Raw genomic sequence first — 16,523 nt, forward strand, 5'->3', positions numbered from 1 at the left:
TCACCTCCGAACGGTCGTGAAGAGTGCGCGGTCGTACCCGACCGCACGGGTGGGGCCGACCATGTCGAGGTCGAGCGCGGCCTCGGTGTCGGCGGCAGAGCGGGCGAGGCGTAACTGCATCCGCCCGGGTTCGACGATCCGCTGCAGGTCTCGGCCGGTGAAGCTGGTGACGTCGGCGGGGACGTCGAACCTGACGGAGGCGGACTCCCCCGGCTCCAGCGGCACCCGGGCGAATCCGATCAGCCGGACCACCGGCCGCGTCACCTGCGCGACCGGGTCATGCAGGTACAGCTGAACGATCTCGGTGCCGGGGCGGTCGCCGGTGTTGCGGACCGTCACTGCCACCGAGGCGACGCCGTCGCTGGCCCAGTCACCGTCGGAGACGACACGGGCATCGCTCCAGGCGAAGCTCGTGTAGGACAGTCCGTGCCCGAAGGCGAAGGCAGGCGTGGGATCAAGGTTCGAGACCCCGGAGGCCTGCCCCAGCTTGGCGGTCAGGTAGGTACCGGGCTGGCTGCCGGGATCGCGCGGAATGCCGAGCGGCAGCCGCCCGGACGGCTCTGTCTCGCCGGTGAGGATCTCGGCGATCGCCTCGCCGCCGCACTGGCCGGGGAAGAACGCCTGGACGACGGCGCTCGCCCGGTCCGCGAGGTCGCCGAGGGCGTACGGGCGGCCGCTGAGCACGACGATGACGACGGGAGTTCCGGTGGCAAGCACGGCCTCCACGAGGTCGCGCTGCTTGCCGGGCAGGGCCAGGTCCGGGGCGTCGCACCCTTCGCCGGAGGTGCCGCGTCCGAACAGGCCGGACCGGTCACCCACCACTGCCACGCACACACCGGCCGCTTCGGCAGCGGCCACTGCCGTGGCGATGCCGGTGGTGTCGGGGTCGGTGACGTCCACGCCACGGGAGTACTGGACGTCGGCGCGTGCGGCGAGGGCGGCGCGCACGGTGGGGATGTCGATTCCGATCTCATGGTCGGGGTGCCGTACCCCCACGTGCGCGGGGAAGGAGTAGCAGCCAAGCATGGCGTAGGGGTCGTCGGCGAGCGGACCGACCACGGCAACGCCGGCGTCTGCGGCCAGGGGCAGGACGCCGTCGTTGGCCACCAGCACCACCGCTTCCCGGGCGAGGCGCAGCGCCAGATCGCGACCCTCGGCATCGTCGAGCACCACGCGGCCCGTCGGTTCGGGGGCGTAGTCGGGATCGAGCAGGCCGAGCTCGATCTTCTGCGCCAGCACCCGGCCGAGCGCTCGGTCCAGCAGCGACTCCGGGACGTTCCCGCCGCGGACGGCGTCCACCAGGGGCTGCAGATAGGCATCCCCGGAGGGGAGCTCGACGTCCACACCGGCGGTGAGCGCCAGTCCGGCGGCCTCGCCCAGGTTCCCCGCCACACCGTGCAATGCCTGCAGGAAGCGGACCCCGAAGTAGTCGGCCACCACGGTGCCGTCGAAGCCCCACTGCTGACGCAACAAATCGGTGAGGAGACCTTCGTCGGCCGCGGACGGGACACCGTCGATCTCGGTGTAGGAGTGCATCACGGAGCGGGCGCCACCGTGCCGGAGCGCGGCCTCGAACGGGGGCAAGATCACGTCGGCGAGCTCGCGGGGGCCCATCGAGACCGGGGCGAGGTTGCGTCCGGCGCGGGAGGCGGAGTAACCGGGGAAGTGCTTGAGGGTGGCGACCACGCCCGATGACTCCAGGCCGTGCACGTAGGCGGCGCCCACCGCGGCCACCAGGTACGGGTCCTCGGCGATGGTCTCCTCGGTGCGGCCCCACCGGTAGTCGCGGGTGACGTCGAGCACCGGGGCGAGGCCCTGGTGGATGCCCGCCGAGCGCATCGTGGCACCGATCGTGGCGGCCATCTGTGCCACCAGGTCCGGGTCGAAGGTGGCGCCCCAGCTGGGTGGGACGGGGTAGGCGGTGGCGCGCCAGGCGGCGAAGCCGGCGAGGCACTCCTCGTGCACCTGGGCAGGGATCCCGAACCGGCTGGTGGCCATGATGTCTCGCTGGGAGGCGGCCAGCGCCCGCGCACCGCCCTCGGGGTCCACCGGGACGGTGCCGAATGGTCGGGTCAGCTGACCGAGGCCGTGTCTGATCGCCTGCGCCCAGACGACGGGGTCGCCGGCCATCTCGGACTGCTGCGGGGCAACGTCACCGGTCTCGGCGTTCGCGCCGACCCAGAGGCCGACGAGCTGCGCGGCCTTCTCCTCCAGGGTGAGTGCCGCGATCAGTCCGTCCACCCGTTCGGTGACCGTGGCCGAGGTGTCTCTCCAGATCTCCTGGGTGGCGGCGTCGGCGTGCAGCGTCATCGGACTCCCTCGTCTGAGTATCGAAACTATCGCGTCCATTGCGATAGTGCAGAGACCGTACGACATGGTTCCTGGCACGTCAACACCCCCGACCACCGAATCAGTCGTCGATCTGGCGGTTGCGTGCTAGCGTTCAGTTTCGAAAGTTGCGAAGGGACGAACGATGACGGAGCAGCCACGGGCGACGATCGCGTCGATCGCCGCTGAAGCCGGCGTGTCGGTGCCGACCGTCTCGAAGGTGCTGAACGGACGTTCCGACGTGGCCGCCGCCACCCGCGCCCGAGTGGAACAGGCGGTGAGCAGGACCGGATACCGGCGCCGCAGTCGCGGCCCGGTGCACGCGGGCCCGCCGATGATCGACCTGGTCTTCCACGAGATCACCAACGAGTGGTCGATGGAGATCATCAAGGCCGTGGAGGAGACCGCCGGCGCCACCGGCGCAGGGATGGTGCTCTCCGAGCTGGGCGGCCGGCACCGCCCCGCACAGGACTGGCTCGACAACGTGCTCGCGCGCCGCCCGCTCGGCGTGATCCTCGTGCTCGCCCGCCTCACCGACGCCCAGCACGATCAGCTGGAGTCCCGCCAGATCCCCTCGGTCGTCGTGGATACCGACGGCGAACCTCGCCCCGGCGTTCCGGCTGTCGGGTCGACGAACTGGGACGGCGGTCTGGCAGCAACCAAACACCTCATCGACCTGGGGCACCGTCGGATCGCGGTGATCTCCGGCCAGCCGGACGTGCTCTGCTCACGCGCCCGGGTAGACGGGTACCGCAGTGCACTCGAGCGGGCGGACATCGCCTACGACCCCGCCCTGGTGCGCTGGGGCGACTTCTACATCTGGCGCGGCGAAGCGCACGCCCGCGACCTGCTCAGCCGCGAGGATCGACCCACCGCCATCTTCGCGGGCTCAGACATGCAGGCAGTCGGGGTGCTCCGTGCCGCCCGCGACCTCGGGCTCCGGGTACCGGAGGACCTCTCCGTAGTGGGCTATGACGATCTGCCGATCGCTTCCTGGTACTCCCCCAGGCTCACCACCGTGCACCAGCCACTCCGGCAGATGGCGGCCACCGCCACCCAGATGCTGCTCACCCTCTCCCGGGGCGAGCAGCCACCGGCGCTGCGGGTGGACCTGGCGACCGAACTGGTGGTGCGAGAGAGCACCGCACCGCCACCCTGACGCCACTCGAGCGCCCCCTTCGATCGGCCGCCATCTCAATGGCCACCATCCGACCAGTCGCCAGTCGACCATCAGGGTGTCGTCGGCCGTACGACCCGGCATGCTCAGCCGTGGCGAGTCCGCCCCTGCATTCGTTGACCCCTCCAGACTTACGCTGTACGTTTCCTTACATAGTAAGAAGGAGACTGGACGGAGACATCATGACGACCCTCCCCACCGAATCCCGACCGCTCGAGGCCGCAGGCCGCCGGGGCAGCCCACGACGGCTGGTGTCAGCGCTCTGGCTGTTCGTGATCCTGTGCTACCTCTACTGCGACGTGCTCGGCTTCTACTACGAGCCACACCTGCGTGAGCTGCTCGCGGGTCAGGTCGGCTCGATCGCCGTCACCCAGGGCTTCCTGCTCGGCTCGGCCGTGCTGATGACGATCCCGATGGCGATGACCCTCGTCTCGCGGGTCGCACCACACTCCGTCGCCCGATGGGCCACGGTGGGTGCCGCTGGCTTCATGACGATCGTCCAGGCGGCGTCGCTGCTCGTCGGCAGCAACACTCTGCACTACCTCTACTTCTCCGTGATCGAGATCGCGACTACCGGATTCCTCGCCTACTACGCCGCCTTCCGCTGGCGCGGTGATCGGTCCGGGGAGGGCTGAGTCGCCGGCCCGATCGACGGCCATGCGTCAAGCCGCGGGCCATGGGCACTCAGCTCGACGCATTCGGCGTCGATCGCGTCACCACGCGCGGGACTCAGGTGAGCCGGCCACGCGCCCGGTCGGCCGGATCGAGCACCAACACCGGGTCCAGTCCGGCAACGAGCTGACCGCCTGCCACGCAGTCCCGGCCGGACAGCGCCTCCACCAACAACGCCCGCAGCTCGGCCAGCCGGCCCTGCGCCTCCGGCGCTGCCGCCAGGTCCCGCACTTGGTCGCGGTCAGCCGCCACGTCGAACAGCTGCTCGCGCCCGGTCCCGGAGAACCACACGTACAGGTGGTCCCCGGAACGGATCCACTGGATGGACTCTCCGAGCAGCACATGCTCACCGTGCAGTGCCTCACGAACGCGGGCTCCGCCGTCGGGGTCTGCACCGGCGGCGAAGGCGTGCTGCAGCGGCACCCCTTCCACCTGCTCGGGCACGTCCACCCCAGCCGCGGTGAGCAGCGTCGGCATCACGTCACGCAGCTCCACGACGTCGTCGAGGACCTGGCCGGCAGGGATATCCGGTCCGGTGAGCAGCATCGGCACCCGGGCCGACCCCTCGTACGGGTAGCCCTTCCGCCACAGGTGGTGGTCGCCGAGCATCTCCCCGTGGTCGGACGTGAACAGGACGTAGGTGTTGTCCGCGACGCCGAACTCCTGGAGGGACTCCAGGAACCGGTTCATCTGGTGGTCGATGTGGGTGATGTTGCCGTAGTAGCCGGCGCGGGCCCGGTTGCGCGTCTGGGTGTCGTACTGGGCGACGTTGGCCTGGTCGTCGTGATCGTCGCGATGGGCTTCGAAATACTCGGCCCAGTCCCCCACCGGCGGCTCGTGATCAGGCAAGGACGGGTCGAGGTACTGCTCGAACGCCCATCGCGGCGGGTTGTAGGGCGGGTGCGGCCGGTGGAAGGAGAGGTAAAGGAAGAACGGTCGGGTGGGGTCGCGGCGGTACAGCCACCGGATCGACTCGGTCACCGCCCAGTTCGTCGGGTGCAGGCGCTCCGGCCGGTCCCAGGGACGAGCGGTCACCGAGTTGCAGTTCACCCCGTCGTCGAAGTAGTCCGAGACGGCGGGCTCCCCGGCTTGGTCGCGCAGCCAGACCAGGTAGTCGTCGTACCACTCCACGCCCCGCTCCTTGCCGCGGGCAGCATGCAGGTACCCGTCGTGCAGGGTGACATCGTCGAACCCGATCCGCACCCGCTCCGGGCTGTAGTGCATCTTGCCGATCGCCTGGGTCTGGTAGCCGGCGTCACGCAGCGCGCTGGGCAGCGTCGGATCGGCGTCGAAGGGAATCCCGTCCTGGTACCCGAGCCGCCCGTGCGCATGCTGGGAGAGCCCGGACATCAGGGCCATCCGCGCCGGCACGCAGGTGGGAGTAGCCGAGTAGGCGTTCGTGAAGCGCACGCCGCGATTGGCGAACCGATCCAGCGTGGGGGTCTTCACGATCGGGTGCCCAGCCACCGAGAGCGCATCCCCGCGCCACTGGTCGGTGCACACGACCACGATGTTCGGGCGGTCCTGCGGCTCGGGCCCGCTCATGCGCGTGCTCCCAGGCGGCGCAGGAACGTCGCGACCCCGACGGCGGTGTGCTCCAGTTCGGCCGGGTGCACGCTCTCGTTCGGGGCGTGCATCTGCGAGGCCGGATCGCTCAGCCCCAGCATCACGATGGAGGCGTCCGGGTGCGCGGAGGCGAGGGCCGCCGTCAGGGGAATGGAGCCGCCCTGACCGGCGGTGACAGCCGATGTGCCGAACGCTTGGCTCAGGGCGGTGCTCAAGGTCTCGAACTCGGGGGTATCGGTGCGGGCGGCGAACGGTGCGCCGACGCCCTGCAGCTCGGTGGTCACGTGCACGCCCCACGGTGCCACCCGCTGCAGGTGCGCCATCAGCAGATCAGCAGCGGCAGCAGCATCCGCACCCGGTGGCACGCGCAGGTTCAGGCGAGCGGCCGCCGTCGGCTGGATCGCCGAAGGTGCCCCGACCACGGGCGGGGCGTCGATACCGATGATGGTGACGGCGGGGCGCGCCCAGACCATGTCGGCCACCGTGCCCGAGCCCAGCACGTGCGCGCCCTCACGCAGGCCGGCGTCGGTCCGGAAGGTCGCTTCGTCGTAGGCGGTGCCGGGCCATACCCCGTCGGCGGCCAGACCATCGATCGTGGTGTTGCCTTCCGCGTCACGCAGTGTCGCGAGCATCGAGACCAGCGCTGCGAGCGCATCGGGGGCTGCTCCCCCGAACGCCCCGGAATGCAACTCTCCGGCGAGGGACTCGACCCGCACCACCACGTCAGCCATCCCACGCAGCGCCACGGTGAGGGTGGGCTGGCCGACCACCACGTTCCCGGTGTCCTGAATGATGATCACATCGGCGTCGAACCGTTCCGGGTGCGCGGCCACGTACTGCTCCAGCCCGCCGGTGCCCTGCTCCTCGGATCCTTCGACCACCACAGTGAGGGAGACAGGGAGCTCGGCTTCACCGGTGGCAGCGAGCGCACGCAACGCCGTGAGGTGTGAGACCACACTGCCCTTGCAGTCCGCGGCGCCGCGCCCGTAGTAGCGCCCGTCCCGTTCGGTCAGTGTGAACGGATCGCTCGCCCAAGCCTCGGTCACGGAGGCCGGCTGGACGTCGTAGTGGGCGTACAGGAGCACCCGAGGCGCGCCAGGTGGGCCCTGGTAGTCGCCGATGACGGCGTCGCTACCGTCCGGAGTGCGCACCAGTGCCGTATTGGCCAGGCCGAGATCGAGGAGGTGGTGACGCACCCACTCGGCGGCGAGGCGGCACTGTTCCGGGTCCTCGACCGCTGGGTCCTGGACCGAACGGAACGCCACCAGCTCGGCCAGGTCCGAGAGCGCCTGGGGCATCAGCCCACGGACGGCGACGGCCAGCTGTTCGAGATCGGGATGATCTTCCCGGGAGTCCGATCCCGATAGGTTCTCGGCTCCGTGGCCGTCAGTCTCGTCCACCGTCTGCCTCCCGTGATGTGCATCTGTTTGCACCTTACCCAGTAGCCATGGGGTCACCCGACCGGGAGCAGATACGGCGGCACTCACGGAGCCGGTGCGGTGCGCCAATGACCGCCACGGTGGCCGGCCACCCAGGCAGCCACCTGGGTGCGACGCTGCAGGCCCATCTTGGCCAGCAGGGAGGTGACGTGGTTCTTCACCGTCTTCTCGGCCACCCCGAGGGACTCGGCGATCTCCCGGTTGGAGAGCCCGTCGCCGATGAGGGTGACGATGCGGCGCTCGGTGGGGGTGAGTGCGCGGGTCGGGTCGTCCGCGCCCGTGGGAGCTCCACCCGACTCGCGCAGCAGGGTGCGGCCGGCTACCACGGCGCGGACCACCGCGGCAATATCGGCGCCGCGCACCGTCTTGAGGACGAACGCGTGCGCCCCGGCCTCGAGCGCGGCAGCGCGGGCGTCTTCGTCACTGAAGGCGGTGAGCACCACGGCCCGGATCTCGGGCCGCTCGGCCCGCACGGCACGGATCACGTCCAGGCCGGTGCCGTCCTGGAGCTGCAGGTCCACCAGGAGCAGGTCCGGGCGAGTGAGCGCGCCACGGCGGGTGGCCTCGGCGACCGTGGCCGCTTCCGCCACCACGGTCAGGTCGTCGGCGGCGTCGATCACTTCGGCGATACCGCGCCGGACGATCTCGTGATCGTCCACGATCATCACCCGACCTGCCGGGTGCGCATCGGTGGCCATATGAGAAGTTTCGCAGATGTCGGCGCAGGTCGGAGCGCCCAGGCGTGGCGACAGTTGAAGTAGCAACTACCCTTGTGGCGCTGGCCCCTCGCACCAAGAGAACGACTCGGGAGAATCACATGAACCTCAGTGCACGCCACCCCATCGTGGCTGATCTCGCCCTGGCCGTGACGCGCATCGTCATCGGCATCATCTTCGTCGCACACGGCTGGCAGAAGGTCTCCACCTTCGGGATCGCCGGTACTGCAGAGGGTTTCACCCAGATGGGCGTTCCGCTGCCCACCGCCTCCGCATGGTTCACTGCGATCGTCGAGCTCGGCGGTGGCGCCGCCCTCATCCTCGGCATTCTCACCCCGATCGCCGGAGCGCTCCTCTTGCTCAACATGGTCGGCGCACTCGTCCTGGTGCACGCCGGCGCCGGGATCTTCGTCACGGACGGCGGTTGGGAACTCGTCGCCGCACTCGGATCGGCAGCGCTCGCACTCACGGCACTGGGGGCCGGTCGGTTCTCACTCGACTCTGCCATTTTCGCTCGACGCCGCCGAGAGTAGACACCTCCCGGCTCACGTACGACCTGAGTGCCTCGCAGGCTCGGCGGTGGACCGCCGCACCTGCAGCTCCACCGGCAGCACTCGGGTGGCAGGCTCCTCGGAGCTGAGCAGGAGGTCGACAGCCGCAGAGCCCATCTCCAGCGCGGGCACGGACACCGTGGTCAACGGCGGGGCAAGGAGTCGGGCGACCGGGACGTCGTCGAAGCCCACCACGCTCATCTGCTGCGGCACTGCCACACCACGGTCAGCCAGGCGGCCCAGGATGCCCAGGGCAAGCTGGTCATTGAAGGCGAGGATCGCCGTCACGCCGTTGGCCAGGGCACGATCAGCCGCGGCGATGCCACCGGCCGACCCCGGGCGAAAAGCGCCCAGGTCCACCACGCCATCGGCGGTCAGCTCGCGCCGCGCCGCAGTGGCGAGCCCCTCACGGCGGCGGGCATCGGACCAGGAAGTCGCCGGACCGCCCGCGTACCCGATCCGGGTGTGGCCCAGGGCAGCCAGATGCGCGACCGCCTGGGCCATCCCGTCGGCGTTGTCCCCCACGACGGCGGGGACGCCCTCGAGCACGCGGTTCACCAGCACCACCCGGGTCCTGCCGGCCACCTCGGCAAGGTCAGCATCGCTGGTGCGTGACGACGCGAGCACGGCCCCGTCGCACACCATCGCCAGCTGGCTGAGCACCTCGAGCTCGCGGGCGGGATCCTCGTCGGTGTCGCCGATCATCGCGTTCAGGCCGGCGGCGCGGACCCGCCGCTGCATCCCGGTGGCCACGGAGGCGTAGAAGGCGTTCTGCAGGTCGGGCACCACCAGGCCGATCGCCTGTCCGCGCCCGGTGACGAGCTGGCGGGCCGCCCGGTTCGGCTGGTAGTCGAGCTCGGCGGCGATCTGACTGACCCGCTCCCGGGTGCGCGCGGCGACGATCGTGGAACCTGCGAGGGCGCGCGAGACGGTCGCCATGGACACGCCCGCGGCCGCAGCGACCTCGCGCAATGTCGTCACCACGTCGCTCCCCTTTCGACACCACAAACGCTTTCATACTGCTTGTACCACACGATATCGCCATGCTAGCGTGCCACTCAGCACATTCTTGCAAACGTTTGTGATCGAATGCCGCGCTGGCGGCGTAGCGAAGGAGACACCATATGACGCAGCAGTCCGCCGAACTCGTCGAGAAGATCGGCGCCGCCCGACTGGTTCCCGTCGTGGTGCTCGACGACGCCGCCTCGGCCGCCCCGCTCGCCGAAGCCCTGGTCGCCGGTGGCCTGCCGGTCGCCGAGGTGACCTTCCGAACCTCGGCGGCTGTGGAGTCGATCCGTGCGGTGTCGGCCCGCGGCGACATGCTCGTCGGTGCCGGCACCGTCCTCACCCCCGAGCAGGTCGATGCCGCGGTGGACGCCGGCGCGTCCTACGTCGTCTCCCCCGGCTTCTCCCAGGCCGTGGTGCGTCGCTGCCTCGAGCGTGGCGTGCTGCCCCTGCCGGGTGCCGTCACGGCCACCGAGGTACAGGCCGCGCTCGCTGAGGGACTGGACGTGGTGAAGTTCTTCCCCGCGGAGACCTCCGGTGGGGCGAAGGCCATCAAGGCGCTCGCTGCTCCGTTCGGTGGTCTGCAGTTCGTTCCCACCGGCGGGATCGGCCCGAAGAACGTGGCCGAGTACACCGCCGTCAGTGCTGTGCTCGCGGTGGGTGGCAGCTGGATGGTGCCGCGGGACGAGATCGCGGCCGGGAACTTCGACCGGGTCGCTGAGCTGACCCGCGAGGCCGTCGCGTTGGTCGCCGGCTGACACCGACTGCACCTGACCCAGCAACCAGATCGACGAGGGAATTCATGAGCCTGACCATCCGCCCCGCATCCGAGTGCCGCTACGACGTCGTCTCCCTGGGCGAGATCATGCTTCGCATGGACCCCGGTGAGGGCCGCATCCGCACCACCCGCAACTTCCGCGTCTGGGAGGGAGGCGGCGAGTACAACGTGGCCCGCGGCCTGCGCCGCGCCTTCGGCCTGCGCGCCGCCGCCGTGACCGCCCTCGCCGACAACGAAGTGGGCCGCCTGGTGGAGGACTGCATGCTCACCGGTGGGGTGGACACCTCGTTCATCACCTGGGTGCCCTACGACGGCATCGGCCGTGAGGTGCGCAACGGGCTCAACTTCACCGAGCGCGGGTTCGGAGTGCGCGGCGCCGTCGGGGTCTCCGACCGCGGCAACACGGCGATCAGCCAGATGAAGCCGGGGCAGGTGGACTGGGACCACCTCTTCGGTGAGCTCGGCGTGCGCTGGCTGCACACCGGCGGCATCTTCGCCGCCCTGTCCGACTCCACGGCGGACGTGGTGATCGAGGCAGTCACTGCTGCGAAGAAGCACGGCACGATCGTCTCCTACGACCTCAACTACCGGCCCAGCCTGTGGAAGACCATCGGCGGCCAGGCCAAGGCGCAGCAGGTCAACACCGCGATCGCACCGCACATCGACGTGATGATCGGCAACGAAGAGGACTTCACCGCCTCCCTCGGCTTCGAGGTGAAGGGCACCGGGGACAACCTGGACAACCTCGACATCGACAACTTCAAGGCGATGATCAACACCGCCTCGGACGCGTTCCGGAACTTCCAGGTGATCGGCACCACGCTGCGCACCGTGCACACCGCCTCCGACAACGACTGGGGCGCCATTGCCTGGTCCCGCGAGGAGGGCTTCGCCGAGGCCACGCACCGGGAACACCTGGAGATCATGGACCGGGTGGGCGGCGGCGACTCGTTCGCCTCCGGCCTCATCTACGGCCTGCTCGAGGGCGAGCCGATCCAGACGGCGGTGGAGTACGGGGCAGCGCACGGCGCCCTGGCCATGTCCACCCCGGGCGACACCACGATGGTCACCAAGGCCGAGGTGCTCAAGCTCGCCGGCGGCGGGAGCGCACGCGTGGATCGCTGAGTTGCCTCTTCCGTGATCACACGTCGGCGGTCCGGCCGCGGGTCCGGCAGTCTGGGTGTCGGACCCGCGACCGGGCCGCCGACGTGTGTCCCCGGCCGCACCGGCTGCGCACCCACCGCAACGCACCGTTCGAACGGGGTTCCGGCGTACGAAGTGGCTTCCGCGCGCACGGATTCCCGCTCGCACACCGGAAGCCCGTTCTAATGGGGTCGAGTCGGCGATCCGTGCCGCAGCCTTACCGAGGCGCTCGCTGGCACCTCGGGCAGAAGAAGGACGACCTGTTCATGAAGGTCTCCCGAACGACGAGCGCGCCGCAGCGCGGGCACGGCTCACCCTCCTGGCCGTAGACCGCCAGGGACCTGTCGAAGTACCCGGATGCTCCGTTCACGTTGACGTACAGGGCGTCGAAGCTGGTGCCGCCAGCGACGAGGGCGTCGCGCATCACGGCCTCAGCGGCGTCGAGCACGGTCGCCACGGTGGCCGGTCGCATCCGGTCGGTGGGTCGTGCGTAGTGCACCTTCGCCCGCCACAGCGCCTCGTCGGCGTAGATGTTCCCGACTCCGGAGATGAGCTCCTGATCCAGCAGCGCTCGCTTGATACCGCGGCGCCCCGCCCGCACCCGCCGGTTCAGCGCGGCCCGGGCAGCGGGCTCGGCGAGCACGGGATCGAGTAGATCTCGGGCGATGTGCGCCACCGGGGCGGGCAGCAGTGGCGCCACCGGTGACCCGCCTGCATCACCGCCAGGGCCGCCGTCGGAAGTGGGCACCAGATCCGCCACGGTGAGGTACCCGAACGTGCGCTGGTCCACGAACCATAGGTCCGGACCATCAGCGAACTCGACCCGCACGCGCAGGTGCGGGTTGGTCGCCGCGCCACTGGCCGCGTCAGCGACCAGCAGCTGCCCGCTCATCCCGAGATGGGCGAGCAGCGCGTAGTCCTCCCCCACTCCGCCGGGGCCGTCCAGGGTGAGCCAGCAGAACTTGCCCCGCCGCACCGCCGCACTGAACGCGCGTCCGGTCAGCAGCGCGCGCATCTCCTCCGCGCCACCCGCTTGGCGCCGCACGGCCCGATCGCGCAGGACCTGGACGCCGGTGATGCGGCGGCCCAGCACGTGGTCGGCGAGACCGGAGCGGACGGTCTCGACCTCGGGGAGCTCGGGCACCTACTGGTCCGTGCTCGCCGACGCGGTCGCTTCGTCTGCCTCCAACGCGCGATAGGCGTTCTCGGCGGCACGTTGCTCGGCGATCTTCTTCGACGTTCCATCGCCCACGCCCCAGGCCCGCTCGCCCAAGTACAGCGTGGCGGTGAAGTGCCGTTCGTGGTCGGGACCAGAGCTGTCCACCTGGTAGGTCGGGGCGCCGACGCTCCGGGCCGCGGCCAGTTCTTGCACGCTGGTCTTCCAGTCGAGCCCGGCACCGAGACCGGCTGCGGACTCCAACGTCGGACCGACGAGCCGCTCGACGAAGGTGCGGGTGGGCTCCAGCCCGTGGCACAGGTATACCGCGCCGATCACGGCCTCCATCGTGTCGCACAGGATGGAGTCCTTGTCGTGCCCGCCGGTGCCGCGCTCACCTCGGCCGAGCAGCAGGTACTCACCGAGCCCGAGCTCGCGGGCCACGGCCGAGAGCGCCCGCTGGGAGACGGTGGCCGAGCGCATCTTGGCGAGGTCACCCTCGGAATTGTCCGGGTGCGTGCGGTACAGGTGCTCGGTGACGATGATGCCGAGCACCGCGTCCCCGAGGAACTCCAGCCGCTCATTGGTGGGGATACCGCCCGCCTCGTGCGCGAACGAGCGATGCGTCAGGGAGAGCACCAGCAGCTCGGGATCCACGTCGATGCCGAGCGCCTCGATCAACGCGTCGACTCCAGGCGCACTCACTGTGGCGACTCGACGTCGTCGGCATCGGCGTCCTCGTTGCTCCCATCGGTGTCCGCACCGGCGAGCGCGGCGAGGGCAGACCAGCGAGGGTCGATCTGCTCGTGGGCGTGATTCGGTTCCACGTCGGCCATGCGTGCACCGCAGGTGGGGCACAGTCCCGGGCAGTCCGGCCGGCAGAGCGGCCGGAACGGCAGGGCGAGCACGACGGCGTCCGTCACCGTCGCTTCCAGGTCCAGGATCTCCCCGTCGAGCTCAGGCAGGGGATCCTCGTCCTCACCCAGGTCTTCAGGCTTCTGCGTGCCCGGGTAGGCGAACATCTCGGTGATGTCGGCGTCGAGGTCGAGGTCGAGTGCGGCGAGGCAGCGCACGCACTCCCCTCTCGCGCTGGCCTGAGCCGTGCCGGTCACCAGCACGCCGTCCATCACGGCCTCCAGCCGCAGGTCCAGGGCCACGTCTTCCCCGGCCGGTACGGCGATCACCTCGGTCCCCATCGGCTCGGTGACGGGGACGTCCAGGGTGAGGGTGCGCATCGACCCGGCCCTGCGGCCGAGGTCGTGGGTGGAGATCTGGTAGGGCTTCACTCCTGGTCACCTCCATCGGGGGCCTCGCTCGGGCTGTGCGAGCGGCCACGGGTACGTTCCATCAGGCGTGCTCGCCCGGCCGCTACCTGGCTCGCGATCGAGTTCAGGTCGATCTCGAACTGGGCGAGCTGACGGTCGCAATAGTCATCGGCTTCGCGGGAGAGCTTGTCCGCCGAGGCCCGCGCTTCACTGACGATCTGCTCCGCGCGCTCGTTCGCCTCGGCGATCACCGCCTCCTTGGAGACGAGCTCGTCCGCCTGCGCCTTGGCCTTCTCCACGATCGTGCCGGCTTCGCGGCGGGCGCGCTGGAGCACGGATTCCGCATCGGCGACCACCGAGTCAGCACGGGTGATCTGGTCCGGGAGCACTCCGGTGGCGGAGTCGATCAGTTCGAGCACCTCGGCCCGGTTCACCAGGACCGAGGCAGACATGGGCATGGCACGCGCGGAGGAGACAAGATCGGCGAGCTCTTCGAGGATGGCCACCAGGGACTCGCCCTGCTCGGCTGCTTTGCTCATCAGGACAGATCCTTCTTCTCATGGGCCAGCGCTGCGTGCACCGCGGCGCTGACGGCGGGAGGAACCAGGTCGGTGATGTCGCCGCCGTGGCGGGCGACGTCCTTGACCATGGTGGAGGAGACATGTGCGAGCTCAGGCGCGCCGGTGACGAAGACCGTCTCGACACCGCTGAGATGCCGGTTCATCAGGGCCATCGGCTGTTCGGCGTCGTAGTCGGCACCGCCACGCAGGCCCTTCACGATCGCGCGTGCACCGAGCTCGTCGCACAGGTCCGCGAGCAGGCCAGGCATTCGCACCACGCGCACGCCGTCCAGGTCGGCGACGGCATCGGTGAACAGCTGAACCCGCTCCTCGGCCTCGAGCAACGGGGCCTTCGTGGCATTGATGCCGATACCCACCACCACCTCATCGAAGAGCGTGCGGGCGCGCCGGACGATGTCCAGGTGCCCGAGGGTGACCGGGTCGTAGGACCCAGGGCACACAGCAATACGAGAACTCACATGCGCCAACCTACCTGCGTAGGCACGCACGTGGCCCATCACACCCGCCGAGAGACCGGTTTCTCGCGTAGGATGGGGGCCACGTCACCCCCACCCCGAGCGAAGGTGCCCCTTGCCTGCCGACGACACGACCGCCGTCCTTCGACTACGCACGGAAGACCACGTGGTGGTGGCCACCGCCGATCTCCCGGCCGGGACCGTGATCGCCCTCGACGGGCTCGAGCCGTTCCGCACGACGGCGGCCGTACAGCAGGGACACAAGGTCGCCGTGCGCTCGGTGCCAGAGGGTGGCCGGGTCCTCAAGTACGGTCAGTCGATCGGCCGCGCCACCGCACCGATCGCGCCTGGCGACCACGTGCACTCGCACAATCTCGGCATGGACACCGGCGAACGTGAGCATGAGTTCGGCACCGCCCGCCACCGCCCGACGTTCCCGGAGGGCACAGACCTGCCGCGCACTTTTCTGGGCTATCACCGTCCGGACGGACGGGTCGGTACCCGCAACTACATCGGCGTGATCACGTCGGTGAACTGTTCGGCCAGCTCGGCGAACATGATCGCGAACCAGTTCGCCCAGGCCTCGCTGGACTCCTACGACAACGTCGACGGCGTCATGGCGATCACCCACCAGAGCGGCTGTGGGTTGGTGCCCGACTCCGAGGGTGGGCAGATGCTGCTGCGTACCTTGCGCGGATACGCCAACCATCCGAACTTCGGCGGCCTGCTCGTGCTCGGGTTGGGGTGCGAGATGATCGCGGTGCAGTCCCTCCTGGAGGGTCTCGGGCTGCCCGAGGGCACCTATGTGGAGACCATGACGATCCAGGACATCGGCGGTGTGCGTGCCACGGTCCGCGCCGGCGCCGAGAAGATCCGCGAGATGCTTCCGCGGGTGAACGAGGCACGCCGCGAACCCGCGGACGTGGCCCATCTGACGCTGGGCCTGAACTGCGGTGGCAGCGACGGGTACTCCGGCATCACGGCCAACCCGGCACTCGGGCACGCTTCGGACCTGCTGGTCGCGGCCGGCGGCACGTCCACGCTTGCCGAAACACCGGAGGTGTACGGCGCGGAGCACCTGCTCACCCGTCGCGCCGTCTCACCGGAGGTGGGCCAGCGGTTGCTGGGCCGGATCGAGTGGTGGAAGGACTACACCGCCGCCGGGGCGGGCACCTTGGACAACAACCCCTCCCCTGGCAACAAGGCGGGCGGGCTCACCACCATCCTGGAGAAGTCACTGGGCGCGGTGGCCAAGGGAGGCACGGCCGAGCTCGCCGGTGTGTACGAGTACGCCGAGCCGATCACGGCCAAGGGGTTCACGTTCATGGACACCCCCGGATACGACCCGGTGTCGGTGACCGGCCTCGTGGCCGGCGGGGCCACCGTGGTGTGCTTCACCACCGGCCGAGGTTCGGTGCTCGGCTGCAAGCCCACGCCGTCCATCAAGCTCGCGACGAACACGCAGATGTATGAGCGGATGCGTGAAGACATGGACATCAACTGCGGGCGGATCGTCGACGGCACTGCCACCCTCGCCGAGGTGGGCGAGGAGATCTACCGGAGGATCGTGGCGGTCGCCTCGGGAGAGACCACGGTGAGCGAGGACCTCGACCTCGGTCAGGACGAGTTCATCCCCTGGCACGTGGGCGCGGTGACCTGAGGGGAATCAGCCAGTTCGGCTCGACACGGCG

At 69.8% G+C, this 16,523-nt stretch carries 16 protein-coding genes; 6 read left to right on the forward strand and 10 right to left on the reverse strand.

The annotated features are described in order from the left end of the window. Entirely contained in the window at window positions 1–2,310 is a 2,310-nt protein-coding gene (locus BLU77_RS09480; protein WP_089772703.1) for a beta-xylosidase/alpha-l-arabinosidase, read from the reverse strand. A gap of 163 nt (window positions 2,311–2,473) precedes the next feature. On the opposite strand from BLU77_RS09480, the gene BLU77_RS09485 reads away from it, so the two are divergent. Then, window positions 2,474–3,487: a LacI family DNA-binding transcriptional regulator gene (locus BLU77_RS09485; protein ID WP_089772704.1), complete on the forward strand. Its 1,014-nt coding sequence runs from the start codon at window positions 2,474–2,476 to the stop codon at window positions 3,485–3,487. A 200-nt stretch (window positions 3,488–3,687) separates the two neighbouring features. Beyond that, window positions 3,688–4,140, forward strand: a complete 453-nt coding sequence (locus BLU77_RS09490) for a DUF6326 family protein (protein ID WP_089772705.1) — start codon at window positions 3,688–3,690, stop codon at window positions 4,138–4,140. 94 nt (window positions 4,141–4,234) lie between these two features. Here BLU77_RS09490 and BLU77_RS09495 read toward each other — a convergent pair whose 3' ends face one another. From BLU77_RS09495 to BLU77_RS09505, 3 genes are all read right to left on the reverse strand, one after another. Then, window positions 4,235–5,722 (reverse strand): arylsulfatase, encoded by a 1,488-nt coding sequence (locus BLU77_RS09495; RefSeq protein ID WP_089772706.1) that lies wholly within the window; start codon window positions 5,720–5,722, stop codon window positions 4,235–4,237. Beyond that, entirely contained in the window at window positions 5,719–7,143 is a 1,425-nt protein-coding gene (locus BLU77_RS09500; protein ID WP_245708745.1) for a dipeptidase, read from the reverse strand. The genes BLU77_RS09495 and BLU77_RS09500 overlap by 4 nt, the downstream gene beginning before the upstream one ends. Window positions 7,144–7,226: 83 nt before the next feature. Beyond that, a complete protein-coding gene (locus BLU77_RS09505) occupies window positions 7,227–7,880 on the reverse strand; it encodes a response regulator (protein WP_425441215.1) in 654 nt (217 codons plus the stop codon). Between the two features lie 119 nt (window positions 7,881–7,999). Between BLU77_RS09505 and BLU77_RS09510 the strand changes: the two genes are divergently transcribed. Next, on the forward strand, window positions 8,000–8,431 hold the full coding sequence (locus BLU77_RS09510) for a DoxX family protein (protein ID WP_089772707.1): 432 nt from the start codon (window positions 8,000–8,002) through the stop codon (window positions 8,429–8,431). 12 nt (window positions 8,432–8,443) lie between these two features. Here the strand turns inward: BLU77_RS09510 and BLU77_RS09515 are convergent, their stop codons facing one another. Continuing rightward, window positions 8,444–9,430 carry a LacI family DNA-binding transcriptional regulator gene (locus BLU77_RS09515; RefSeq protein ID WP_217632391.1) on the reverse strand — a complete coding sequence of 329 codons (987 nt, stop codon included), beginning with the start codon at window positions 9,428–9,430 and terminating at the stop codon, window positions 8,444–8,446. Window positions 9,431–9,573: 143 nt separating this feature from the next. Between BLU77_RS09515 and eda the strand changes: the two genes are divergently transcribed. Together eda and BLU77_RS09525 are read left to right on the forward strand one after the other, a co-directional pair. Beyond that, entirely contained in the window at window positions 9,574–10,212 is a 639-nt protein-coding gene (gene eda / locus BLU77_RS09520) for a bifunctional 4-hydroxy-2-oxoglutarate aldolase/2-dehydro-3-deoxy-phosphogluconate aldolase (RefSeq protein WP_089772709.1), read from the forward strand. 44 nt (window positions 10,213–10,256) lie between these two features. Then, window positions 10,257–11,357: a sugar kinase gene (locus BLU77_RS09525; RefSeq protein WP_089772710.1), complete on the forward strand. Its 1,101-nt coding sequence runs from the start codon at window positions 10,257–10,259 to the stop codon at window positions 11,355–11,357. Window positions 11,358–11,592: 235 nt separating this feature from the next. Here BLU77_RS09525 and mutM read toward each other — a convergent pair whose 3' ends face one another. The 5 genes from mutM to coaD are packed head-to-tail and all read right to left on the reverse strand — an operon-like array spanning window position 11,593 to window position 14,835. Beyond that, a complete protein-coding gene (gene mutM, locus BLU77_RS09530) occupies window positions 11,593–12,519 on the reverse strand; it encodes a bifunctional DNA-formamidopyrimidine glycosylase/DNA-(apurinic or apyrimidinic site) lyase (RefSeq protein ID WP_089772711.1) in 927 nt (308 codons plus the stop codon). Further along, window positions 12,520–13,236: a ribonuclease III gene (gene rnc / locus BLU77_RS09535; RefSeq protein WP_089772712.1), complete on the reverse strand. Its 717-nt coding sequence runs from the start codon at window positions 13,234–13,236 to the stop codon at window positions 12,520–12,522. Next, the gene (locus tag BLU77_RS09540; RefSeq protein ID WP_245708746.1) at window positions 13,233–13,817 is read right to left on the reverse strand and encodes a YceD family protein; all 585 of its coding nucleotides are present in this window, start codon (window positions 13,815–13,817) and stop codon (window positions 13,233–13,235) included. The genes rnc and BLU77_RS09540 overlap by 4 nt, the downstream gene beginning before the upstream one ends. Then, a complete protein-coding gene (locus tag BLU77_RS09545) occupies window positions 13,814–14,335 on the reverse strand; it encodes an ATP synthase subunit B family protein (RefSeq protein ID WP_089772713.1) in 522 nt (173 codons plus the stop codon). Before BLU77_RS09545 ends, BLU77_RS09540 begins: the two co-directional genes overlap by 4 nt. Further along, a complete protein-coding gene (coaD, locus tag BLU77_RS09550; RefSeq protein WP_245708747.1) occupies window positions 14,335–14,835 on the reverse strand; it encodes a pantetheine-phosphate adenylyltransferase in 501 nt (166 codons plus the stop codon). The genes BLU77_RS09545 and coaD overlap by 1 nt, the downstream gene beginning before the upstream one ends. 112 nt (window positions 14,836–14,947) lie before the next feature. Between coaD and BLU77_RS09555 the strand changes: the two genes are divergently transcribed. Further along, on the forward strand, window positions 14,948–16,492 hold the full coding sequence (locus tag BLU77_RS09555) for a UxaA family hydrolase (protein WP_089772715.1): 1,545 nt from the start codon (window positions 14,948–14,950) through the stop codon (window positions 16,490–16,492). Window positions 16,493–16,523: the final 31 nt, after the last annotated feature.

This window comes from Ruania alba (genome assembly GCF_900105765.1).
GTDB classification, from domain to species: domain Bacteria; phylum Actinomycetota; class Actinomycetes; order Actinomycetales; family Beutenbergiaceae; genus Ruania; species Ruania alba.